At 58.5% G+C, this 20819-nt stretch carries 15 protein-coding genes and 13 pseudogenes; 16 read left to right on the plus strand and 12 right to left on the minus strand.

Translation table 11 applies throughout. From position 1 onward, the window contains the following. Positions 1-89 precede the first annotated feature (89 nt). A pseudogene (locus tag HB778_RS36300) lies at positions 90-344 on the plus strand (IS110 family transposase); the annotation flags it as partial. A gap of 20 nt (positions 345-364) precedes the next feature. Here HB778_RS36300 and HB778_RS36305 read toward each other — a convergent pair. After that, positions 365-625 (minus strand): annotated as a pseudogene (locus HB778_RS36305) (hypothetical protein); the annotation flags it as partial. 15 nt (positions 626-640) lie between these two features. On the opposite strand from HB778_RS36305, the pseudogene HB778_RS36310 reads away from it, so the two are divergent. Then, a pseudogene (locus HB778_RS36310) lies at positions 641-1910 on the plus strand (IS256 family transposase). 132 nt (positions 1911-2042) lie between these two features. Here the strand turns inward: HB778_RS36310 and HB778_RS36315 are convergent. After that, positions 2043-2748, minus strand: a pseudogene (locus HB778_RS36315) (IS6 family transposase). A 53-nt stretch (positions 2749-2801) separates the two neighbouring features. Then, a pseudogene (locus HB778_RS36320) lies at positions 2802-3147 on the minus strand (IS6 family transposase); the annotation flags it as partial. 1003 nt (positions 3148-4150) lie between these two features. Between HB778_RS36320 and HB778_RS36325 the strand changes: the two are divergent. The 6 genes from HB778_RS36325 (at position 4151) to HB778_RS36350 (ending at position 9170) form a co-directional block, all read left to right on the plus strand. Continuing rightward, positions 4151-4765 carry an ISAs1 family transposase gene (locus HB778_RS36325; protein ID WP_183456831.1) on the plus strand — a complete coding sequence of 205 codons (615 nt, stop codon included), beginning with the start codon at positions 4151-4153 and terminating at the stop codon, positions 4763-4765. Further along, positions 4725-5306, plus strand: a complete 582-nt coding sequence (locus HB778_RS36330; RefSeq protein WP_183455035.1) for an ISAs1 family transposase — start codon at positions 4725-4727, stop codon at positions 5304-5306. Before HB778_RS36325 ends, HB778_RS36330 begins: the two co-directional genes overlap by 41 nt. Before the next feature lie 55 nt (positions 5307-5361). After that, complete coding sequence (locus tag HB778_RS36335) at positions 5362-5970, plus strand: hypothetical protein (protein WP_183465545.1); 609 nt, start codon at positions 5362-5364, stop codon at positions 5968-5970. 18 nt (positions 5971-5988) lie between these two features. Then, positions 5989-7050, plus strand: coding sequence for an FAD-dependent oxidoreductase (locus HB778_RS36340; protein WP_183454943.1), 1062 nt, complete (start codon positions 5989-5991; stop codon positions 7048-7050). An 8-nt stretch (positions 7051-7058) separates the two neighbouring features. Further along, entirely contained in the window at positions 7059-8024 is a 966-nt protein-coding gene (locus HB778_RS36345) for an NAD(P)-dependent oxidoreductase (protein WP_183454944.1), read from the plus strand. 162 nt (positions 8025-8186) lie between these two features. Beyond that, positions 8187-9170 (plus strand): IS5 family transposase, encoded by a 984-nt coding sequence (locus HB778_RS36350; RefSeq protein ID WP_183465540.1) that lies wholly within the window; start codon positions 8187-8189, stop codon positions 9168-9170. A 206-nt stretch (positions 9171-9376) separates the two neighbouring features. Here HB778_RS36350 and HB778_RS36355 read toward each other — a convergent pair whose 3' ends face one another. Both HB778_RS36355 and HB778_RS36360 read right to left on the minus strand, forming a co-directional pair. Further along, a complete protein-coding gene (locus tag HB778_RS36355; protein ID WP_432421285.1) occupies positions 9377-10210 on the minus strand; it encodes a sugar phosphate isomerase/epimerase family protein in 834 nt (277 codons plus the stop codon). After that, a complete protein-coding gene (locus tag HB778_RS36360; RefSeq protein ID WP_183465540.1) occupies positions 10165-11148 on the minus strand; it encodes an IS5 family transposase in 984 nt (327 codons plus the stop codon). Before HB778_RS36360 ends, HB778_RS36355 begins: the two co-directional genes overlap by 46 nt. A gap of 49 nt (positions 11149-11197) precedes the next feature. Here HB778_RS36360 and HB778_RS36365 point away from each other — a divergent pair, with 49 nt between their 5' ends. Continuing rightward, positions 11198-11965: a GGDEF domain-containing protein gene (locus tag HB778_RS36365; protein ID WP_244662102.1), complete on the plus strand. Its 768-nt coding sequence runs from the start codon at positions 11198-11200 to the stop codon at positions 11963-11965. 113 nt (positions 11966-12078) lie between these two features. On the opposite strand, the gene HB778_RS36370 is transcribed toward HB778_RS36365, so the two are convergent. Continuing rightward, positions 12079-12510, minus strand: coding sequence for a type II toxin-antitoxin system VapC family toxin (locus tag HB778_RS36370; protein ID WP_183454938.1), 432 nt, complete (start codon positions 12508-12510; stop codon positions 12079-12081). Then, positions 12507-13145 (minus strand): DUF433 domain-containing protein, encoded by a 639-nt coding sequence (locus tag HB778_RS36375; RefSeq protein WP_183454937.1) that lies wholly within the window; start codon positions 13143-13145, stop codon positions 12507-12509. The genes HB778_RS36370 and HB778_RS36375 overlap by 4 nt, the downstream gene beginning before the upstream one ends. 61 nt (positions 13146-13206) lie before the next feature. Between HB778_RS36375 and HB778_RS36380 the strand changes: the two are divergent. Continuing rightward, positions 13207-13452 (plus strand): annotated as a pseudogene (locus tag HB778_RS36380) (DDE-type integrase/transposase/recombinase); the annotation flags it as partial. 42 nt (positions 13453-13494) lie between these two features. On the opposite strand, the pseudogene tnpC reads toward HB778_RS36380, so the two are convergent. Together tnpC and HB778_RS36390 are read right to left on the minus strand one after the other, a co-directional pair. Next, positions 13495-14767, minus strand: a pseudogene (gene tnpC, locus HB778_RS36385) (IS66 family transposase). A 421-nt stretch (positions 14768-15188) separates the two neighbouring features. Further along, positions 15189-15353, minus strand: a pseudogene (locus tag HB778_RS36390) (IS6 family transposase); the annotation flags it as partial. Between the two features lie 49 nt (positions 15354-15402). Between HB778_RS36390 and HB778_RS36395 the strand changes: the two are divergent. The 3 genes and pseudogenes from HB778_RS36395 to HB778_RS36400 form a co-directional block, all read left to right on the plus strand. Beyond that, positions 15403-15718: pseudogene (locus tag HB778_RS36395) on the plus strand (IS6 family transposase); the annotation flags it as partial. After that, positions 15717-15857: pseudogene (locus tag HB778_RS43640) on the plus strand (IS30 family transposase); the annotation flags it as partial. The pseudogenes HB778_RS36395 and HB778_RS43640, both read left to right, overlap by 2 nt. A 302-nt stretch (positions 15858-16159) precedes the next feature. Next, positions 16160-16519 carry a Nif11-like leader peptide family natural product precursor gene (locus HB778_RS36400; RefSeq protein WP_183454936.1) on the plus strand — a complete coding sequence of 120 codons (360 nt, stop codon included), beginning with the start codon at positions 16160-16162 and terminating at the stop codon, positions 16517-16519. Between the two features lie 288 nt (positions 16520-16807). On the opposite strand, the gene HB778_RS36405 is transcribed toward HB778_RS36400, so the two are convergent. Further along, complete coding sequence (locus HB778_RS36405; protein ID WP_183465540.1) at positions 16808-17791, minus strand: IS5 family transposase; 984 nt, start codon at positions 17789-17791, stop codon at positions 16808-16810. Between HB778_RS36405 and HB778_RS36410 the strand changes: the two genes are divergently transcribed. Next, a complete protein-coding gene (locus HB778_RS36410; protein WP_183465576.1) occupies positions 17759-18073 on the plus strand; it encodes a hypothetical protein in 315 nt (104 codons plus the stop codon). The two genes, HB778_RS36405 and HB778_RS36410, sit on opposite strands and share 33 nt — an antisense overlap. A gap of 140 nt (positions 18074-18213) precedes the next feature. Beyond that, positions 18214-18435, plus strand: a pseudogene (locus HB778_RS42195) (IS630 family transposase); the annotation flags it as partial. Positions 18436-18451: 16 nt separating this feature from the next. Here the strand turns inward: HB778_RS42195 and HB778_RS36415 are convergent. Then, positions 18452-18640 (minus strand): annotated as a pseudogene (locus tag HB778_RS36415) (TetR/AcrR family transcriptional regulator C-terminal domain-containing protein); the annotation flags it as partial. Positions 18641-18690: 50 nt separating this feature from the next. On the opposite strand from HB778_RS36415, the pseudogene HB778_RS36420 reads away from it, so the two are divergent. Continuing rightward, positions 18691-18804 (plus strand): annotated as a pseudogene (locus HB778_RS36420) (IS6 family transposase); the annotation flags it as partial. A 40-nt stretch (positions 18805-18844) separates the two neighbouring features. Here HB778_RS36420 and HB778_RS36425 read toward each other — a convergent pair. Then, the gene (locus tag HB778_RS36425) at positions 18845-20818 is read right to left on the minus strand and encodes a RiPP maturation radical SAM C-methyltransferase (RefSeq protein ID WP_183454934.1); all 1974 of its coding nucleotides are present in this window, start codon (positions 20816-20818) and stop codon (positions 18845-18847) included. Position 20819: the final 1 nt, after the last annotated feature.

Genomic DNA, 20819 nt, shown 5'->3' on the forward strand with positions numbered 1-20819 from the left:
GCTGACCTGATGTGGTGGACGGCCTCCGCTCCCGGCATCGCAATGTGCCAAAGTGTGGCTGTCGAAAATCACATGAGGGAGAGCCGTCCATGGAGAAGATTACCACAATTGGTCTGGATATCGCCAAGCACGTCTTTCAGATTCACGGTGTAGGCGCGTTGGGCGCAGTAGTCGTCCGCCGAAAGCTGCGTCGTGACGATGTAGCTGGCTTCTTCAAGGCATTGCCGCCGTGCCTGATCGGAATCGAGGCGTGCGCGACCGGACACCACTGGGCTCGGGTCCTCATGGCGCTGGGTCACGAGGTTCGGCTAATGCCGGCCTCCTACGTCAAGCCCTATGTGAAGATATGCTCACCTGACCATATCTTCACAAAGGGCTTCACGTATTGCGGCGCAATCAGGCGCACGTTGTGGCCCAGTTTGCCGATCTCACGCGCCCAATAATGCGCACCACCACACGCTTCCATAGCGACAATACATGGCGATTGCCCGGCGAAAAATTCAAGGAGTTTGTTCCGGCGAAGCTGTTTGCGCAAAACAACCGAGCTATGGCTGAAACTGGGTGATGACGGTTTGAGAAGGGCGGCGTATCGAGGCGGGTGATGAAGCCTGCCAGAACCTCTCAAGGAGAGCGATACGCCATGAACGAGACTATCAACATTGTTCGCCTTCGTCAGCCCGACGAAATCGATGATCCCCTGACGGATGTGCTTCGCACCGGCGCGCGCAAATTGCTGGCGCAGGCGATCGAGATGGAGGCCGAAGCGTTTCTTGCCGAGATGCGGGATCTCAAGCTTCCGGACGGACGTGACCGGCTGGTCCGGCACGGTCACGGGCCGGAGCGGAGCATCCAGACGGGGATCGGGGCGGTGCCCGTCAGCCGGGTGAAGGTCCGGGATCGCGGCGCGAACGGTGAAGCGGAGCGCATCCGTTTTTCCTCATCGATCCTGCCGAAATGGGCGCGTCGGACACGAAGTCTGGATGCGCTTCTTCCCGTTCTCTATCTGCGCGGCATTTCGACGGGCGACTTTCAGGAAGCTCTGGCAGCTCTGTTGGGCAAGGAGGCGCCGAACCTCTCACCCTCGGTGATCACGCGACTGACGGCGGAGTGGGGCATCGAATACGATCGTTGGCAAAAGCGCGATCTTTCGGCGCGCCGCTATGTGTATGTGTGGGCGGACGGGGTCTACCTGCAGGCCCGGATGGAAGATCATGCCGAATGCATGCTGGTCCTGATCGGCGCCACGCCCGAGGGCAAGAAAGAGCTGCTCGGCTTCCAGACCGGCATTCGTGAGAGCGCACAGAGCTGGCGCGAGCTGCTGGTCGACGTCAAGCGTCGTGGCCTGCAGATCGCGCCCGATCTTGCCGTCGGCGACGGCGCGCTTGGCTTCTGGAAAGCGCTCGATGAGCTCCTTCCCGGCACCAAGCACCAGCGATGCTGGGTGCACAAGACAGCCAACGTGCTCAACAAGGTGCCGAAATCGGTGCAGGCCGCCATGAAGACGGACTTGCGCGAAATCTTTTCCGCCCCGAACCGAGCCTCAGCCGAGACGGCGATTGCCGTCTTTGTCGAGAAATATGATGCGAAATACGGCAAGGCGGTCGACTGCCTGACCAAAGATCAGAATGCCTTGCTGGCGTTCTACGATTTCCCCCGCCGAACATTGGGATCATCTGCGAACGTCCAATCCCATCGAGAGCGTCTTTGCGACCGTTCGCCATCGCACGGTGCGTACCAAGGGCTCACTCTCCTCGAAAACCGCCAGGCTGATGGTCTTCAAGCTGGTCATGGCCGCGGCCAGGACGTGGCGACGACTGAAAGGACAAAATCAGTTGCCTAAACTCATCGCAGGTGCAACGTTCCAGGATGGAATCGAGGTCATTGAACTGAAGCCGCAGAGCGCCGCTTGATCAGCCTCGTCACCCAAATTGCAGCATAGCTCAAAACAACCGCGCCAGATGCATCAGCCCCTAACTTCCATTGCGGACGCCGGCGCTGTCACATTGTTTGAAGCGTGGGCGCGCGGAAGCCCACAGCTGTTTTCAGGCAATCTGCAACGCCGCGGCCTTCCATTCTGCCATGGCATTGAGGCGGTGAGTTCGGATCTGCGTGGCGGACCTGTTTGAGCGGGAGGGGACAAAGAGATTGCGTATGGCGGAGAAGACGGAGACGAAATGCTGAAGGGAGCCAATGCTGCGGAAGCCTTGCCGAATTCGCTCCCGCTTTCGAAACGGCAGGTGAGAGTTCTCCGCCCGGTTGTTGAGGCCCTTGTGCGACCGGTGCTCGATATCGGGCATGACCTGACGTCTTGCCGCTGAATAGGAGCGCAGCTTATCGGTGACGATACGCTTCGGCGACAGGCCTTGCTTCTTCAGCAGACGAATGAGCAGACGCCTGGCCGCCTTGGTATTGCGGCGGGTCTGCACGATCTCATCCAGCACATAGCCGTCCTGGTCGACGGCGCGCCACAGCCAGCACCGCCTGCCGTTGATGCGCACGGCTACCTCATCAAGATGCCAGACATCGTCTTTCGATGGCGCCTTGCGGCGCAGGCGACGTGCATAATCGGGACTGTGCTTCTTTCCCCAGCGGCGGATGGTCTCGTAGGAGACGACGATCCCCCCGCTCCAGCAGCATTTCTTCAACATCGCGCAGGCTCAGCCCGAACCGGTAATAAAGCCAGACGGCATGAGCAACGATTTCGATCGGGAAGCGATGGTTCTTGTAGGTGGCGCATGCTTCGACCATGCCAACCTGACTTATCGTCAAACCGTTAAGCCAAAATCAATGTGACAGCACCCCTTGGCATTGCGACGGCTTTGCACCAACACGTCGAGAACAAACCCGTCCTGATCAACGGCGCGCCAAAGCCAGTGTTTCTTTCCACCGATGGTGATGACAACCTCATCGAGAATGCCATTTGTCGCCGAGCTTGCCGGCCGATCGCTTCCGGATATCATTGGCAAAGTGTCTGCCAAATTTCTCAGCCCAAAGTCGCACGGTCTGGTGAGAGACGATGACGCCACGAGCTGCCAGCATATCCTCGACCATCCGCAGGCTGAGCGGAAACCGGAAATAGAGCCAAACGGCATGGGCAATCACCTGCGCCGGAAATCGGTGGCGACGATAAAGAGGATCACGGGAAATCTGGTCATGCCGCCAGATCCCACATTTTGATCGATGCCCGGTTAACGTTACGGTGCCCGCCCTACGCATAGCTAAAAGCGCTCTGCAGGGTAAGCAAACTTTCCTGTGTCGGATGCTGAGCAAGAATGTCGGAAGCCCGACCAAAAGAGACGAGGACCGGGCCGCCGGTGCGGAGAAGTGGTGCAGCGTATACGGCATGCAAATTCGGCACGCATTTTGCTTCGACTATTCTGTTCACGGCGGGCGGCAATGGCAGATTTCCGATTGGCCTGCAGAGCGGTTCGAGTCGAAGCCCCTCGTGCGGCAGCAAGACAGGCTTGGTCGCCGGATAGAGTCAGCGGCGGTGAGGACAACATGGTGGAGAGATATTCTGATGCGGAAGTCCGTGCGATTCCGGGCCGCGATGCGTCGCGCTGCGGAAACGATCGCCCACGTGACGGTCAGCGCGAGCAAAAATCGCAGGGGCTTGACGGCCATCCCTTTTTGCAGTGCGTCGGATGTCCGCCGGCGCTTTCTTATGTGTGAACAAGCTCACAGCGCTTCACGACATCCCACCGGAACGCAAGAGGCGAGCAAGTACCCGTCCTTGTGTATTGGCGTCCTCTCAATACCGAACCGACGGATTAACACTAGCGCTTAACTTGATGAAGGTCTTGTCATTACAAGCTTAAAGGTGCGTGATGTCGAACCATTTAGTAATTGTCGGATTCGGTCCCGTCTCTGGGTACAAGTATTCTCGGTGCATTCACGCTGCGATAAATTCAGGGATGATCATTGGGTATTCCGTCGTCGATCTGGAGTCGCAACGGGAAACCGTTCTTCAAAGGTTGGCCGGCCTGCCCGCCCAGCCAACGCATACGGTATTTGTTCCCGACGGCGCCGTGCGGGATGACCCCCAGGGCTGTTCAACGCTAACATCTTTGTGATCGGCTTTGATGCGTCGCGGGCAAAAAGGGCGATTCCCTCCGGGAGATTTGTCTGAATCTATGCAGGGCAACCAATCATGAGGGTTGCACCGTTGCCCGGCACATTGCTGTCATTGTTTTCGCAGATCCCCGATCCACGCCGTGGCCAGGGGCAGATGTATCCCCAGGCGCCGATCCTGCTGTTCACGGTGCTGGCGATGCTGGCCGGGGCGGTTTCGTATCGTCAGGTCCACGCCTTCATCCGCATCCATCTTGTCCGCCTGAACGGCGTGTTCGGGGTCTCGGTGCGAAAGGCCCCAGCCTACTCGACGGTGCGGTTCATCCTTCGCGGTCTCGACGGGGCGGAGGTCGAAAGGGTGTTCCGCCAGCATGCGGCCGGCCTGCCGACGCCCCCGGCCCAAGAGCCGGACGACGCCATGCCGGACGACGTCATGCCGGCGTGCGTGGCCATTGACGGCAAGACGCTGCGCGGCAGCTTCGACGCCTTCAACGATCGCAAAGCGGCGCATCTGCTGAGTGCTTTCGCCAGCGATGGTCAGATCATCCTCGGCCATCTGGCGATCGATGAGAAGAGCAACGAAATCCCCGCCGCCCAGGACTTGATCGCCACGCTGGGCCTGACCGGGCGCATGTTCACTCTCGACGCCATGCATGCCCAAAAAAACCTTCGCCGTAGCCCTGGCCACGGGTAACCATCTGCTGGTTCAACTCAAGGAGAACCAGCCCAATCTGGATGACGAGATTCGCGCCATCGTCGACAGCCGCACTCCCAGCGACACGGCCTCCTCACGCGACACAGTGCGATCCCGGCAGGAGGATCGAACCGTGGACGTCTTTCCCGTCGGCAAGGCCCTCGTCGACAGCGAATGGCAGCCCTTCGTCAAGACCATCATCCGCGTCACCCGCCAAACTTGGCTCCGCAGTGCCGCCACGGGCATGTGGCAGCCGCGCGGCGAGGTCTCATACTATATCTCCTCCGAACAGGGTCTCCCCGCCAAGACTTGGGCCGCCATCATCCGAGGCCACTGGGGCATCGAGAACCGCAACCACTATGTCCGCGACGTGTCCTGCGACGAGGACCGCAGCCGTATCCGCGACAACCCCGGCATCATGGCCAGAGCCCGCAGCTTCGCCCTCAACATCCTGCGTCACAACGGCACGAAAAACGTCGCTCAAGCCCTCTGGAACGGCGCTCTCTCCCTCGATCTCATCCTCGCTTACAAGGCTCTGTAATCAGCGTTGAACAGCCCTGGTCGACGGGGACGATTGCATTAATACGAATGCGGAGGTGCTGAAGAAAGGGTCGTATCTGGACCGTGCTGTGAATGCGCTGAAGTCCAATTCCAGCCTTGCATTTGCGCATTGTGCAACCCTCATGATCGGGGACTGTGGTGGCTTCACGAGTTCAGCCTATCCGCTGACAGAGGCACTAGTGGCAGCAAAGCATCATGTTTCATCATCGATCGTTTTTCGTCGAAATGATGCTGTCGCGTTCGGCGGTTTCGACCCAAAAGTGGTAAAGTGGACCGATTGGTCGTTCGGTGCGTCATTGCTGTCATACAGGATTGGCAATGATCAGGCGAACAAGATCGTGTATTTCTCTGGTCCATATTATTTGTATCGCACGTACACAGATCCACACCGGCTTTCCCAGCAGCCGATCTCCGAGTCGGAGATGGTTCGAGTGACAGTCGAAATCTGTCGGCCGCTGTTCGATAAGTACTATCCAGATGTCAATGAGGGCGACATTGCGGAGGCTGTTATGGCAAAAAAACCAACGCTGCTTGACTGTCTCACACACATTGCGAAGTCGGATTTGATCCGCGCAAGGCAATTCATCCGCGATCGCGATTTGCACTGTTTGACAGGGACTCGAAGCGTCGCGTTGGCGCCGTAAGCGAAGCGAGCAAGAAAAATGGCAAGGGTCGCAGTCGTCGGCGGTGGGATTTTTGGCTCAACCGTTGCACTCTACGCTGCACGCAATGGGCATAACGTTGTTCTCATTGAATCGAGGCATAATTTGTTGGAAGCGGCGTCGGCAATCAATCAATACAGATTGCACAAAGGCTACCACTATCCACGAAGCGTCGAAACTGCGAAAGCGGCGGCACGGGCGTATTCGTCGTTTGTCCGCGAGTATGCTGCTGCACTCGTTGAGCGCGACTGCCACTATTATGCAATTGCAAAAGAAAACAGTTTGACCACGGATCAGCAATATGAGGCATTTTGCCAAGTCGTTGGCCTGTCGTATAAACGCAACAGGGACAATCCCCTCCTAAATATGTCTAACATAGCGGCCGTGTATCTGGCTTGGGAGGCGCGTTATGACCCAGTACTTCTGCGGGATCTCATCTATCGAAAACTACGAACCGCCGGGGTGCAGCTGGCACTTGGCAGTGCCGTCGATCACGATATTCGCAACGACTACGACATCGTGGTTGTTGCTGCCTATGCAAAGAATAATGAATTGTGCGTACACTTTGATGTTCCAACGTGCCTCTATCAGTACGAAATATGTGAGAAACCCGTTGTGCGATTACCAGCGATGTTCGCCCGTCAGAGCATCGTGGTATTGGACGGGCCCTTCATGTGCCTGGACCCGTTCGCCAACACGGGCTTGCACGTATTGGGAAACGTGACCCATGGCATACATCACTCAAACATAGGCTATGCCGCAGCGGTTCCTCCGTTACTGGAGCCGCTACTGAACCGTGGTGTCGTGTCCACCCCAGACGTGACAAATTTTGCGCGCTTTATCAGTTCTGGAACCCCCTACATTCCCGGCTTGGCCGAAGCAGAACATGTTGGGTCCATGTACACTATTCGTACCGTACTTCCGCATCGAGACTCGGACGATGCGCGGCCGACGGCTGTGGACAAAGTTGCCGACAATGTGCTGCGGGTGTTTTCTGGCAAGATTGTCAACTGCGTTGATGCGGCGAACACAGTCGTTGGGCTTATCGCTGGGAAGCACTGAGGGTCCCCATGCGAGCGCTGATAGGTTGTACCGGCTTCGTGGGTCAAAATCTCCAGTCTACAATGGAGTTTGACAGACTGTATAACTCCAGGAACATAGCGGAAATTCGGGGCGAGGCATTCGAGCTGATCGTCTGTTGTGGTGCACCGGCGGAGATGTGGCTGGCCAATAATTGGCCAGATGCCGATCGGTCAAATATCGCGGGTCTCATTGGCCACCTTAGGAGTTGCAGCTTTCGCGATCTTGTCCTCGTTTCAACCATAGCCGTTTTAACGAATCCCGCTGCAGGATACGACGAACGTACCGCTCGATACGGGTCAGAGTCGCCGTATGGTCAGAACAGGCGCTTCCTAGAGGAGGCACTTTCAGCAGGTCCGGGTAATATTCATATCGTTCGTCTTCCCGCTCTGTTCGGCCGCGGGCTGAAAAAGAACTTTCTATTCGACATTCTTAATCCAATTCCTTCATTTCTGAAGAGAAGTGCCTTCACTGCCTTGTGGGAGCACCAATCGAAGCCGATCTCAACCCTTCTTGATCACTATTTCATTTACGACGAGGGTCTTGAAATATACCGTTTCCGTCGAGCGAACGCTGACGCGGGAGACTGCCAGCGGCTCGTCGACGTGCTGCAGCAATCGCGTCTTACTGCAATTCATTTTACCAACAGCGGCAGCGTTTTCCAGTACTACGACCTCAATTCGCTGTCTGCCGACATCGAGCGCGTGCTGGCTGAGGGTATACCAGTCATGCATTTAACCTCCGAACCGATGGAGGCCACAGGCATTCACCTCGCGTTAACGGGACGCCAGTTTGACAACCCCCTTCCGCGCATACATGTCGAAGACATGAGGACCCGTCATGGAGCGGCATGGGGCGTGGGCGGATCGTATATCTATTCAGCTGATCAAACACTTAAAGCCCTCAGGAAGTTTTTCGCCGAGAGAGGACGGTTAAGTGAAGCTCGCAGTCTCTAATATCGCTTGGACCGCAATGCTAACTCTAGATGCCTACCGTATCCTCGCGGAGGCAAATATTGGCGGGTTAGAGATCGCCCCCGGTGAGCGTTGGTGCATGGATCTTTTGTCAACGGTTTGGCGATAGGCAGGCAGGATCGAAATCAGCTTGATGCGAGTGCCATGCCGTACAAACACAACGCAGATCGTCGTCATCACGTCGGAAAGATGAAATTCAGGGTGACGAATTGGCGTGACTACGAAGCAGGTCTGCGCCGGCGTGGTAGCCTGACCTTATGGGTAACGCCGGAGGCACTGGCGGGATGGCGCGCTCCGCGACGCAAGACCCGCGGCGGCCAAGCCCGGTATTCCGATCTCGCCATTGAGACAGCGCTGACGCTGGGTTGCGTCTTCGCAATGCGGCTGCGCCAGACCGAGGGATTGCTTCACTCGCTGCTGGATCTCATGGGGCTGAAAGTCCCAGTTCCAGATCATACGACGCTGAGCCGTCGGGCACAGAAGTGGGAGCCATCAGCCCGACGAAACCCGCCGCTGCCGGACGGCCCGCTGCATGTGCTTGTCGATAGCACGGGATTGAAAGTCTACGGCGCCGGGCAATGGCTGGAGCAGAAACATGGCGCCAGATCACGTCGCAACTGGCGCAAGCTGCATCTGGCAGTGGATGCCAAAAGTGGCGCGATCATTGCCCAAAGGCTGACAGATCAGGACACGGATGATCCTTCCCAGGTGGCACCGCTTCTCGATCAGATCGACGGCGAGATCGACCAGTTCACAGCCGACGGAGCCTATGACGGCAAGCCAACCTATCGGTCTATCCTGCAGCACAGCGCAACCGCGAACATCGTCATTCCACCGCGTTCCACGGCGGTGGAAAGCCGTGATGCCGGACCGCCTGGTCAAAGGGACAAGCACATTGCCGCAATCGCAAGCGACGGTCGGCTGAAATGGCAGGCAGCCACCGGCTACGGCAAGCGGGCGCTGAGCGAAACAGCCATCGGACGATACAAGGGGCTGATCGGACGGCGCCTGCGAGCACGCTCTCTTCCGGCTCAACAGACCGAGGTTGCCATCGGTTGCATCGTTCTCAACCGCATGCTGGCATGGGCACGCCCGGAGTCTATCCGGCGTCAAGTCACGCAGGCATAACCAACTACATTAAAGATCGAAATGCGTTCGATTTCATATCCGCGCACCAACGCCGATCGCGTACGATCTACACGCTGCTTCTGAACCTGCCCCTTTCGTTGCCCTTGAGGGTTCTGGACATAGTCAGGCCGTAGCACCGATTGGACGTCTCCTGGCTTTGTCACCCCGATGATGTCGACCTCGGCGAACCCAAGCAGAGAAGCCTTTTAGGTCATTGCCTGACTGCAGTTCAGTACAGCGCAGCGGAGATTCTCCAAAGCCATGTCCATCGCTTTACATCGCATTTCAATAGAAACATAGCCTTTCCAGCCTGCCCGCCTGAGCATTTCGAACCGGTCTCGCACTTCCTGTTTGTCGCTTCCAACGGGCGCTAGGTACGGCTCGCTCATGTGGATGTGGGAGATACGGCTTCGCGAATGGGAAAGCATTTCCTCGACCTCCATGAGCGTATTTGACAACCGCGTCGCGCCGATGTCGAAGTTCAGAGTGATCGCGGAATTTCCAACGAAGTTGATGAAATTCAGCGCTTCTTCAATATTATTTAGGAAGTTCGTTCCATATCCAGGCGGTAGCGGCTCGAGAGCAATCCAGCAACCGCGCTCCTTTGCATAGTCTCCCAACAAAGAAAAGACCTCTGCGGCTAATGTCCATGCCTCGCAGTGCTCAAGGGCAGGCGGTATAGACCGGTTCTTGGGTGACCCGAGCACCAAGTTGGAAATGCCCATTCTCTCCGCAAGCCGGATTGCGTCGAATATGGCTTTCATAAATTGCTCCCGTGCAGGCGGCGATCCAAATAACTGCGCATCCGTCGCTCCAAATAGCAGCGATTGCATAGATATCGGCGCCAATCCGTATTCGTGCATCCGCTCCACCTCGGCAGCCAATGTGTCATTATCCGGAATGCGGGGATTTTGGCACTGTGGAAATAGAACACCGGGGGGGCGTTGGTGCGCGGATATGAAATCGAACGCATTTCGATCTTTAATGTAGTTGGTTATGCCTGCGTGACTTGACGCCGGATAGACTCCGGGCGTGCCCATGCCAGCATGCGGTTGAGAACGATGCAACCGATGGCAACCTCGGTCTGTTGAGCCGGAAGAGAGCGTGCTCGCAGGCGCCGTCCGATCAGCCCCTTGTATCGTCCGATGGCTGTTTCGCTCAGCGCCCGCTTGCCGTAGCCGGTGGCTGCCTGCCATTTCAGCCGACCGTCGCTTGCGATTGCGGCAATGTGCTTGTCCCTTTGACCAGGCGGTCCGGCATCACGGCTTTCCACCGCCGTGGAACGCGGTGGAATGACGATGTTCGCGGTTGCGCTGTGCTGCAGGATAGACCGATAGGTTGGCTTGCCGTCATAGGCTCCGTCGGCTGTGAACTGGTCGATCTCGCCGTCGATCTGATCGAGAAGCGGTGCCACCTGGGAAGGATCATCCGTGTCCTGATCTGTCAGCCTTTGGGCAATGATCGCGCCACTTTTGGCATCCACTGCCAGATGCAGCTTGCGCCAGTTGCGACGTGATCTGGCGCCATGTTTCTGCTCCAGCCATTGCCCGGCGCCGTAGACTTTCAATCCCGTGCTATCGACAAGCACATGCAGCGGGCCGTCCGGCAGCGGCGGGTTTCGTCGGGCTGATGGCTCCCACTTCTGTGCCCGACGGCTCAGCGTCGTATGATCTGGAACTGGGACTTTCAGCCCCATGAGATCCAGCAGCGAGTGAAGCAATCCCTCGGTCTGGCGCAGCCGCATTGCGAAGACGCAACCCAGCGTCAGCGCTGTCTCAATGGCGAGATCGGAATACCGGGCTTGGCCGCCGCGGGTCTTGCGTCGCGGAGCGCGCCATCCCGCCAGTGCCTCCGGCGTTACCCATAAGGTCAGGCTACCACGCCGGCGCAGACCTGCTTCGTAGTCACGCCAATTCGTCACCCTGAATTTCATCTTTCCGACGTGATGACGACGATCTGCGTTGTGTTTGTACGGCATGGCACTCGCATCAAGCTGATTTCGATCCTGCCTGCCTATCGCCAAACCGTTGACAAAGGATCCATGCACCAACGCTGCAACGAGCCGCTCTTTTGACGCCGCGTCGTACCGCCGGCGGCCGTTACGCAAAATTCGCCTCACCAGCAGTTTCTGTTCATCGTCCTCAATCACGTGGTGTCCACCTCCAAAGTGGACACTTCATGCCAAAACACGCTCAATGGAAAAAGGTGCAGAGAAATTCGCGCTTTCCGAAGAACAACTCCGCTCGCTTGCGATGACGGACGGGCTGACCGGCCTGGCCAACCGTCGAGCCTTCGACGAAACCTTGGACAGGGAATGGCGGCGCACCGTTGGCAGCGCTGGACAGATGTCCTTGCTGTTGCTCGATATCGATCGATTCAAAGGCTTTAACGACAAATACGGTCATCAGGTAGGCGATGATTGTCTTCGTGCCGTCGCTGCCGCCATCAGAGACGTGCTTCATCGTCCTGGGGATCTGGCGTCGCGATACGGAGGGGAAGAACTCGCCGTCATCTTGCCTGATACTGATGGCGAGGGAGCGCTTGAGATAGCGGAACGGCTGAGGCTCGCAATCGAAAACCTCGGCCTGCCTCATGGCGACAATCCGGAAGGCGGCGGACGCGTCACCGTCAGCATTGGTTCAGCGACCGCGCTGTCACGATCGGGCGGGACGATCAGGATGCCGGAAGGCCTGCTTCTCGCAGCCGACACCGCCCTTTACAAGGCCAAGCACAAAGGCCGAAACCGCGTCGAAGCCGCACTGCTCCTCGCATCGGAAGGTCCCGACGCGGCCTGATCAAGGACGTTACAGCCTCGCGCACCGACTCAGCTAGACGGTCCCGATTTCGTTGGTCTGGGCCATCCACACGCATTGCGCGCGGGTGTTTTCGGCCATGAGCATTACCTCGACTACGCTGAGTGTTCTTCTGGCGAATCCTTAAATGGATTCAGAAGGCGGACACCACGGCCGGCGAAATCCTTCACATTGCGTGTGACGAGGACGAGGCCATGAACACGAGCGGTCGCGGCCAAGGCGAGGTCCCAGCGATCTTTGTTCTTTTCCCCGAGGAGTCTCGTCCATTCGGCGACGATCGGTCCATCTATTGGAAGGACGCGGTCCGAAAACGACTTCTCCAACAAATCGATAGCCGCAAGGAGAGCCGTTGACCTTTCTGGATCACGGCGCTGGAGGGCTTCGGCGCCGCGGCGCTTCTCGAACAGCGTCGCGGCGCTCAACCGCAGATTTGAATCGTCAATCGTTGCCAGCCAACGACGGACATTTGCGTTACCTCGGCTCCCCGCCTCGCGCAGCACATTCTCGTCGAGCAGATATAGCGTCACGGAATTTTGCGGGGAGCCGCCTCTTCCGAACCGCCATCAGCATCGAACACCCCGAGGTCTGCCATATCGGCAAGAGTGCGCTTCAAACTTCGTGTCGCGTAAGGTCGTCCTCGCTTCGGATAGGCCTTGGCGTATTCGATGGCAGCTTCGACCTGCGTCCTATTCAGTGACGGATAGTCCACCAGGATTTCATCGACCGTCTGCTCGCGCGCAAGAGCGGCAATAAAGTGCGCAGGCACGTCCGTCTCGCGAATAAAGGCCTCGGACTGCTCCTTGTCGCGATCAACCCAAAGCCTGATATGGTCGAGACGCGCCAGACGGTCCTTTAGATCACTATCGATGCGAGCCAGATCGAGATCAAGCTCGCCAAGCTTTACCATATGTGTGTCGGCCGACAGTTTCCGAAGCGCCTCGTAGAGACGGCGTCGGCCGGCCGGGGTCAGATCCCGGTCAAGTTCATCGGCCAGTCGCAGAAACCGCAGCTCGGCAGGGCCCAGCACGCGCTGGACCGCGTTGCCAATCTTGCGCTGCCCGGCGCGGATAACGCCGGTATCGACTGCCTTGTTGAGAGTGGACGCGGAGCGATTGAGCACATAACCGGCCTCACTCAACGTCAAAGTCTGTGCGGAAGCCATTAGCCTCTCCTGTTTATAATCCTTCCTCAGAATAGGGATGAATTAGAAAAGTGCAAGAGCCGAGCATCGCTCGCACAAGGGCCTGAACCATCGGGCGGAGAACTCTCATCAACCCGTCCGACGGCGGGAGAGGATCATGAAGCGCTTCAAGTCAGCGCGACATCTTCAGCGTTTCGTTTGCGTCCACGACCCGATCGCCAACCTCTTTAACGTTCCCCGCCACGATATTCCATCCACCCACCATCGAGAACTGCGAGCAACTGCCATGCAAGCATGGCGCCAAATCGCGCGCCTTCACGCCGAATGAACCAAAGCCTCACTCCCAGATCTTGTCTTCACAGCGTTAAGTTTACGGTGCCGTTTGAAGGATGATTTTGAAGGGGTTCGTGCCTGGCGTGAGACGAGCCGTATCGACAACGTTCGAATGTCGGCTCCGCCCTTTGCGGCCCACATGGCGCGATAGCCGTTGGTGATCTTCCGTTGAACGACGGCGGGTCTCAGCGCCCGTTCGCAGGCGTTGTTCGTCGCGTCGACCATTCCTGGCCATTGGGCAAAGGTCAAAAGTTGATCGCGAGCTCGCCTGAACTTGTTTTGGATGTCGCGGGCCAGATCGCACGACGTTGTGGTGGCGAAGATATCGTCCAGACTTCGCTCCAGGGCGCGACGCTTGCCGGCGATGGTCGAGGCGGCGAAGGTTTCGATACCGTCGGCTAGGGCGAAGGCTCTTTGCAGCCAACGCTTGAGCCGTGAGGGCAGCATGTCCTCACTTGCCTCGTCCGCATAGGCGACGTCGCGGGCGAGATGCGCCAGGCAGGTCTGATGCGCATTTGCGTGACCTTGTTGCGCGGCATAGCGATCGGAACACCAGACGTCGGGCCGATGGCCGTCCATCAGGGTCCGGACCACGACGGCGCCGCGCGTTAACGCCGCTTGATGAACAACCGCTTCGGCGCAGCGAAACACCCAGTGGTAGGCGTTGCTTCCTTCGATCCGCACGCCGGTCTCATCGGAGGCGATGACCTTGGCCCGGCGCAACGCCGACGGCCTTGTCCCACTCGGCCGCGAACGCGCCCTGCGCACGGCGCAACATGTTCATCAGTCCGCCCTGGCTAATGGTGAGACCGAAAAGGTTCGCGAACGCGCCCTGCAGCTGCTCGTAGGACAGGGCCTGGAAAGTCTTGAGATAGGTCGCTACGGCGTGCACGCGTGGCCCCAAGGGCGTCCCCTTCGCCGCATCCGGCACAGCCGCGACGCGTGCCGCAGGACGGGCAACGGACTGCCAGACGCCGATGGCGCTCAATCAAAGGCCTGATCGCGGGGCTCAATCTTATCGTGCTCGCTGACGGTTTCGGCAGCAAGGTCGCTCGACAGGCTGGCGCGGCAGCAAAGGCATTGGTCGGGGTGATGATCGATGATGCGATCGGCATTCTCACTCATGGCGCGGCTGTGACCTTCATGACCCGCGCCTTGCCGCCGCCAGGCTTTGCCTTGTCCCGACGCGCCTTGCGATCGCTCGACGGTGGCTTGGACGACGTGCGTGATGTCTTCTCTGGCCGCTGCATCCGCAGCACCAGATCGATCAACTCTTCCTTCGTCAGACGCTGCAAATCAGTGCGATCCATATCCCCATAGATTCAGGGATTCTTGCCCCTGACAAGGGCGTGGGTAATTACCGACGAAGGATTGCTAGCGGCGAACTCATGCTGGTCGGCAACGCGATACTGGCTGGAGCATCAGGTTGGCCGACGAGAGCGGCCCACCAAGTTGGGCAGGATCGGCCGACACGGTCGACATCGCGCCGCTCTGACAAGAGCCCAGCGGGCACCCAGACACTGCCGGGTTGACTATGGGTGTCGGAACCGCGAAAAGGGGCCGCTCTTCATGAGTGGCGTGCGCCGGCAGTCTAACCCCAAGCCCCCGCCCAGGCTGCCGGCGCGCTTCTAAAGCAGTTCCTGCGAACAATGAATCGATTGTGATGTGACGTCGAGCGGTTTTGTTGCAAGGGCTGAATAGGGGCACAGAGAGGCCCTGATGCGAGGTCAATCAGGCGGCGAGGATTTCGAACTGCTCGGCCAAGGACGGATTCGGATTGAAGGGGTACCTCGCCTGTCGCTTGCGCATCATGTGGATCATTTCGATGGTGGCAGCGGTGGCCGTCGATTTGAAGCCGAGCATCGGCCGGATACGGCGCTTGATGCGCCGATGGGGTGCTGTCACATTGATTGAGGGGTAAGGAAATTGAGGTAGCAGCGCGCCCATGACCGTGAGTGCACCGACCTACAAGAACCACCGCTATCGATCGAAATCGTGGCCCGTGCTGTCTGGCTCTACTTCCGCTTCAATCTGAGCCTGCGCGATGTCGAGGAAATGCTGCTCGATCGCGGGATCGTCGTTTCCTACGAGACCATCCGCCGATGGTGCCGAAAGCACGGCATGATTATGCGCGCCGCATACGCCGCAACGCACCAACGAAAGACGATGTCTGGCATCTGGATGAAGTCGCGGTGCGCATCAACGGTCAGAAATGCTGGTTGTGGAGAGCGGTTGATCAGGACGGATATGTGCTCGACGAGTCGGCACACAGCCCGGGAACTGGACGCAGTCCCCCATGCTATCAACACAAGACCGCGCAAAACGCTCGGCTGGAAAACACCTGCCGAAGTGCTCGACCAGCTCCTTGGGAGACCGAGCAAACAATACTGTGGCTATTGACCCAAACTGTCGCCTATCGAACAGACGCACCATAGGCGAAACGGCTCCGAACCCTCAATGCAAAAAAGAAGAAAGAGCGCGACGGAATTGCGGCGGCCCGAATTGAGTATAAACACGCAGCTACGTCCTCAGAATGGTACGTCACTTGCGCGGTTAATTTTGAGAGGCCGTTGTGACGGTTTCCCTACAACCAACGGAGATGACGATGGCAATTGGCCCAGAAGTACTGAATTGCTCGGGGGCAACTGACGATTTGGGCTCAAGAGCTGTAGGCGTAGCGTGCCGATGCAGGGGGATTAACGATGTCGCGAGCTGAGGTAGAGCGATTCGTCGGCGATCTGGCGAAAAACGATAGTCTGCTCGAAAAGGTGAAACCGAATGCTACGGGTCTCGCATCGGTTGTGGCGACCGGAAAGAAGCACGGCTACAATTTCACGCTCGATGAGGCCAAGAGTTACATTCAATCGCGAAGCCCACGCGAGTTAACCGACAAGCAGCTCGATGCGATTGTCGGCGGCAAGCATCATTCGAGCGTTGCGACCTCGACCAAGGTTGTGCAGACCACTGCTGTCGTTACCACTGCTGTGGAGGCAGCGGAAGCAGCTTCGACTGTCGCTGAGGCAGCCGAAGCCGTTGTAGTTGTCGCTGCGGTCCTGATCTGACCACGCACGTTATGGTCTGAGCGCATCCACCCATACTCGATGAGACGTGTGAAGAAAACTTAAAATCAGGCCACTCGTGAGGAGCGATCATGGGATCCTTTGGCAGCCGGCCTGCGAAACGCAGCTTCAAGGGGCCCCGCCTGTAACGTCATGACGCACGCTGCTACCGAACACTACCGACAGATCTTTGACCGACGCACCCCCGGACAGCTTCGCACGCTGGCCCATATCAAGGGCGTTGGTGCGCGGATATGAAATCGAACGCATTTCGATCTTTAATGTAGTTGGTTATGCCTGCGTGACTTGACGCCGGATAGACTCCGGGCGTGCCCATGCCAGCATGCGGTTGAGAACGATGCAACCGATGGCAACCTCGGTCTGTTGAGCCGGAAGAGAGCGTGCTCGCAGGCGCCGTCCGATCAGCCCCTTGTATCGTCCGATGGCTGTTTCGCTCAGCGCCCGCTTGCCGTAGCCGGTGGCTGCCTGCCATTTCAGCCGACCGTCGCTTGCGATTGCGGCAATGTGCTTGTCCCTTTGACCAGGCGGTCCGGCATCACGGCTTTCCACCGCCGTGGAACGCGGTGGAATGACGATGTTCGCGGTTGCGCTGTGCTGCAGGATAGACCGATAGGTTGGCTTGCCGTCATAGGCTCCGTCGGCTGTGAACTGGTCGATCTCGCCGTCGATCTGATCGAGAAGCGGTGCCACCTGGGAAGGATCATCCGTGTCCTGATCTGTCAGCCTTTGGGCAATGATCGCGCCACTTTTGGCATCCACTGCCAGATGCAGCTTGCGCCAGTTGCGACGTGATCTGGCGCCATGTTTCTGCTCCAGCCATTGCCCGGCGCCGTAGACTTTCAATCCCGTGCTATCGACAAGCACATGCAGCGGGCCGTCCGGCAGCGGCGGGTTTCGTCGGGCTGATGGCTCCCACTTCTGTGCCCGACGGCTCAGCGTCGTATGATCTGGAACTGGGACTTTCAGCCCCATGAGATCCAGCAGCGAGTGAAGCAATCCCTCGGTCTGGCGCAGCCGCATTGCGAAGACGCAACCCAGCGTCAGCGCTGTCTCAATGGCGAGATCGGAATACCGGGCTTGGCCGCCGCGGGTCTTGCGTCGCGGAGCGCGCCATCCCGCCAGTGCCTCCGGCGTTACCCATAAGGTCAGGCTACCACGCCGGCGCAGACCTGCTTCGTAGTCACGCCAATTCGTCACCCTGAATTTCATCTTTCCGACGTGATGACGACGATCTGCGTTGTGTTTGTACGGCATGGCACTCGCATCAAGCTGATTTCGATCCTGCCTGCCTATCGCCAAACCGTTGACAAAAGATCCATGCACCAACGCTATCCAAAAACCGTCGAGCCCGGCCTCCTGGATGACGATGATCGGAAAGCATCGTCCGGTTCGTGCCTCTGCCTTCCTTTTGAGTTCAGCAAATCGATCCAGCAGTCCGGCGACATCGCCGGCGGCCGCCGCATGTTTCGACATCTTCTCGCCGCCGCCCGGCGACAGCGAGGTGATCAACCATTTCGAGCGGCTGAGTTCGAATGAGACGAAAATTGCGCCAAGATCAGTGCGGATAGCGGTCGGCGCTTCGGATCGGTTAGCTGCTGCAACGGGCATGCTTATCTCCAGAGTAAGGTATTAAGTACGCGACCTCACTTTGCCAGAGCGCAGATCGCTATCCACCCTCCTCATGGGATCTCAACATCGTCGAGATCGAAATCGGCGTCATGCGCCGCCAATGTCTTGATCGCCGCATCGCTAGCCGCGACCTCCTTGAAACAGAGATCCGGACCTGGGAACGCCGCCGCACCGAAAGTGGCGCCCGCATCCGCTGGATGTTCTCCACACAGCAGGCCCGAGCGAAGATGGCAAAATCCTATCCCACGCCGTCTCTCAAAGAGTCATAATCACCGCGACGCGACACTAGACGCGGCGCTGCAGATCAGCCGAATTCGAGCCGCGCTCTTCCGCAGCGAGCTGTTCGGTGCCGTAGGCTTTCAGAAACATTTCGACACCCGACCTGACAACATTCTCGATCTCAGCGGGGCTTGGCGCCTTGGTGCGATACGCAAATATGCACTGGCGAAACAGGCCGGCCAGACACAGTTCGGTGGGCACCGTAACGTTAACCGGGCATCGATCAAAATGTGGGATCTGGCGGCATGACCAGATTTTCCCGTGATCCTCTTTATCGTCGCCACCGATTTCCGGCGCAGGTGATTGCCCATGCCGTTTGGCTCTATTTCCGGTTTCCGCTCAGCCTGCGGATGGTCGAGGCTATCTCCCTGCGAATAAGCAAATCGCAGTTGTCCTTGTTCACGTGGCGGCACTCACGGGCCTGACACGTCGGTCGAAATAACCTCCCGGAAACGCGGTCGGCGCGGGCATTGGCGTATATGGATTCCAGAGCGGGAGCCCAATCAGCCGCGCATCCAGCCGCACGACCAGCTTGCGAGCGATCATGTCGGCTATCGCTCCGTCAATTTCGGTCTGCATCACATTCGCCGTTCTCAGCCGTTCGCGCAGGCGGGCATCTGGCATGCTTTCGTCCGCAGCCAGAAGAATTTCGCGCTCGAGGCCTTTGATCCGGTGTTCACGGTCCACTGCTATGGCGCGCGTGTCCTCGACCGTGATCTCGTCGCCGCTGTCGCGCATCGACAGCATGGGTTGCTTCGGCTCGTGCCAGGCTTTCAGCCAGGCATCGATACCCCGGACAACGGCATGCAGCCCCGGGCGACGGCTCGCGTCGCGCGCAGCGAAATGGCCGCCGACATCGTTGTCTTCACTGTCTTCGAAGTAGTAGACCTGATCCGCGAGATCGGGTTCCGAGAGCGGATAGACGGAGCGATAGGAGGCGGCTGGGCGCAGCTTCAGCCCATGTTTGTCGGCTGCACGATGATAGGGGCTGTAGCGCTGGTACCGCAACCGCACCGCACGTCCTGGCTGGAGATGATGCAGCAGCGGCAGCCAGGAGGCCATTTCGGCATACCAGGCGTCGCTCTCGCCGGGAAAGCCCCACAGTATGCTCCAACTGACCCGCACGCCATACTGGCGGCACCATTTCAAGAGCTGAACATTGTGCGCTGCCGTCGTTCCCTTGCCCATCAGCTTCAAAGCACGGGTATCCAGGCTCTCGATACCTGGCTGGATCCAGCGGACGCCGGCGGCGGCCAACTTCTCGACTTCATGGCGCTTCAGATTGGCCTTGACTTCGAAGAAGATCGCAAGCTTGTCGGGTAGGGCGGTGAGGCGAGGCAGGGTCTTTTCGACGTAGTCAATGGCCAGAATGTTGTCCACCGCTTCGATGCGCGACGAGCCGTAGCGCGCCGACATCTCTATCATCTCCTCTGCGGCCTGCCTGGCCGGTTTCTGGCGATAGGTCATCGATCCGCCGTTCAGCCCGCAGAACGTGCAGGGGCTGCGCGCGCCCCACCAGCAGCCGCGAGAGAACTCCATCGGCAGCCCGGGATAGACGCGGTCGGCGTAGAGCGATCGCCCGAGTTCGGCAAAATAGTCCGAGAAATCGGGCAGCGGCAGGTCATCCATGTTCTCGACCACTGCGCGGGGCACCAAGTCGCCCATCGACGTGGCGGGATAGCCGGCCTCGCGATGCCCTGGACCGAAAACGCCGAATGGCAGGTCGGCCGGTGGAATGTCTCTACCGTGATCGAGGATGTCGCAACACAGCGCGCCGATCAGTGCGTCAGCCTCGCCCGACACGACATAGTCAACCCACGGGAAACGCGCGTGAGTGGTACGCCCCATCACCGATTCGCAGTTTGCGCCACCCATGAGTGTGACTAGGCCCGGTGATCGCCCGCTCAGTCGGCGCAGCAACGCGAGCGAGGGAACATGCTGGGTGAAAGTCGAGGTGCACCCGACCATGGCCGGCCGTTGCTCCAGTATTTTGTCGGCGGTCCAGTCGATGAAGCCGCCGATAAGCGAGCGCAGCTCGCGGAAATGGGCACGACGCTCGGCCAGACCTTTATCTGGGTGTATCGGATTGCGCCTGAAATACTGGTCGAGGAAGACGTCGTGGTCTGCTTCGAAGTCAGGAAAAGCGATGCCGGCGAACAGCCAGTCAACAAGCGCTTCCTCAGGAGGGGAACTTTCAAGCAGATTATAGTCGGCGAGGCCCGCGTATTCCAGGAACCAGATGTTGGCATACGCTATCCTGGATCGCAGTCCGGCCCGGGTCAGCGCCGACTTCAGCAGACCAAGCGCCAGTGATGGCCGTTCAATTGCCGACATCGGCATGTTGACCAGGACGATTGGCACATCGGCGCTCATG

The organism is Mesorhizobium huakuii (assembly GCF_014189455.1).
Taxonomy (GTDB): Bacteria; Pseudomonadota; Alphaproteobacteria; order Rhizobiales; family Rhizobiaceae; genus Mesorhizobium; species Mesorhizobium huakuii_A.

Excerpts from the sequence above, each read along its gene's own strand:
- HB778_RS36325 (WP_183456831.1), top strand. The coding sequence starts at position 4,151 with ATGAGGGTTGCACCGTTGCCCGGCACATTGCTGTCATTGTTTTCGCAG.
- HB778_RS36330 (WP_183455035.1), top strand. The coding sequence starts at position 4,725 with ATGCCCAAAAAAACCTTCGCCGTAGCCCTGGCCACGGGTAACCATCTG.
- HB778_RS36340 (WP_183454943.1), top strand. The coding sequence starts at position 5,989 with ATGGCAAGGGTCGCAGTCGTCGGCGGTGGGATTTTTGGCTCAACCGTT.
- HB778_RS36345 (WP_183454944.1), top strand. The coding sequence starts at position 7,059 with ATGCGAGCGCTGATAGGTTGTACCGGCTTCGTGGGTCAAAATCTCCAG.
- HB778_RS36350 (WP_183465540.1), top strand. The coding sequence starts at position 8,187 with ATGCCGTACAAACACAACGCAGATCGTCGTCATCACGTCGGAAAGATG.
- HB778_RS36355 (WP_432421285.1), bottom strand. The coding sequence starts at position 10,210 with ATGGGCACGCCCGGAGTCTATCCGGCGTCAAGTCACGCAGGCATAACC.
- HB778_RS36360 (WP_183465540.1), bottom strand. The coding sequence starts at position 11,148 with ATGCCGTACAAACACAACGCAGATCGTCGTCATCACGTCGGAAAGATG.
- HB778_RS36375 (WP_183454937.1), bottom strand. The coding sequence starts at position 13,145 with ATGGCTTCCGCACAGACTTTGACGTTGAGTGAGGCCGGTTATGTGCTC.
- HB778_RS36400 (WP_183454936.1), top strand. The coding sequence starts at position 16,160 with ATGTCGCGAGCTGAGGTAGAGCGATTCGTCGGCGATCTGGCGAAAAAC.
- HB778_RS36410 (WP_183465576.1), top strand. The coding sequence starts at position 17,759 with ATGACGACGATCTGCGTTGTGTTTGTACGGCATGGCACTCGCATCAAG.
- HB778_RS36405 (WP_183465540.1), bottom strand. The coding sequence starts at position 17,791 with ATGCCGTACAAACACAACGCAGATCGTCGTCATCACGTCGGAAAGATG.
- HB778_RS36425 (WP_183454934.1), bottom strand. The coding sequence starts at position 20,818 with ATGAGCGCCGATGTGCCAATCGTCCTGGTCAACATGCCGATGTCGGCA.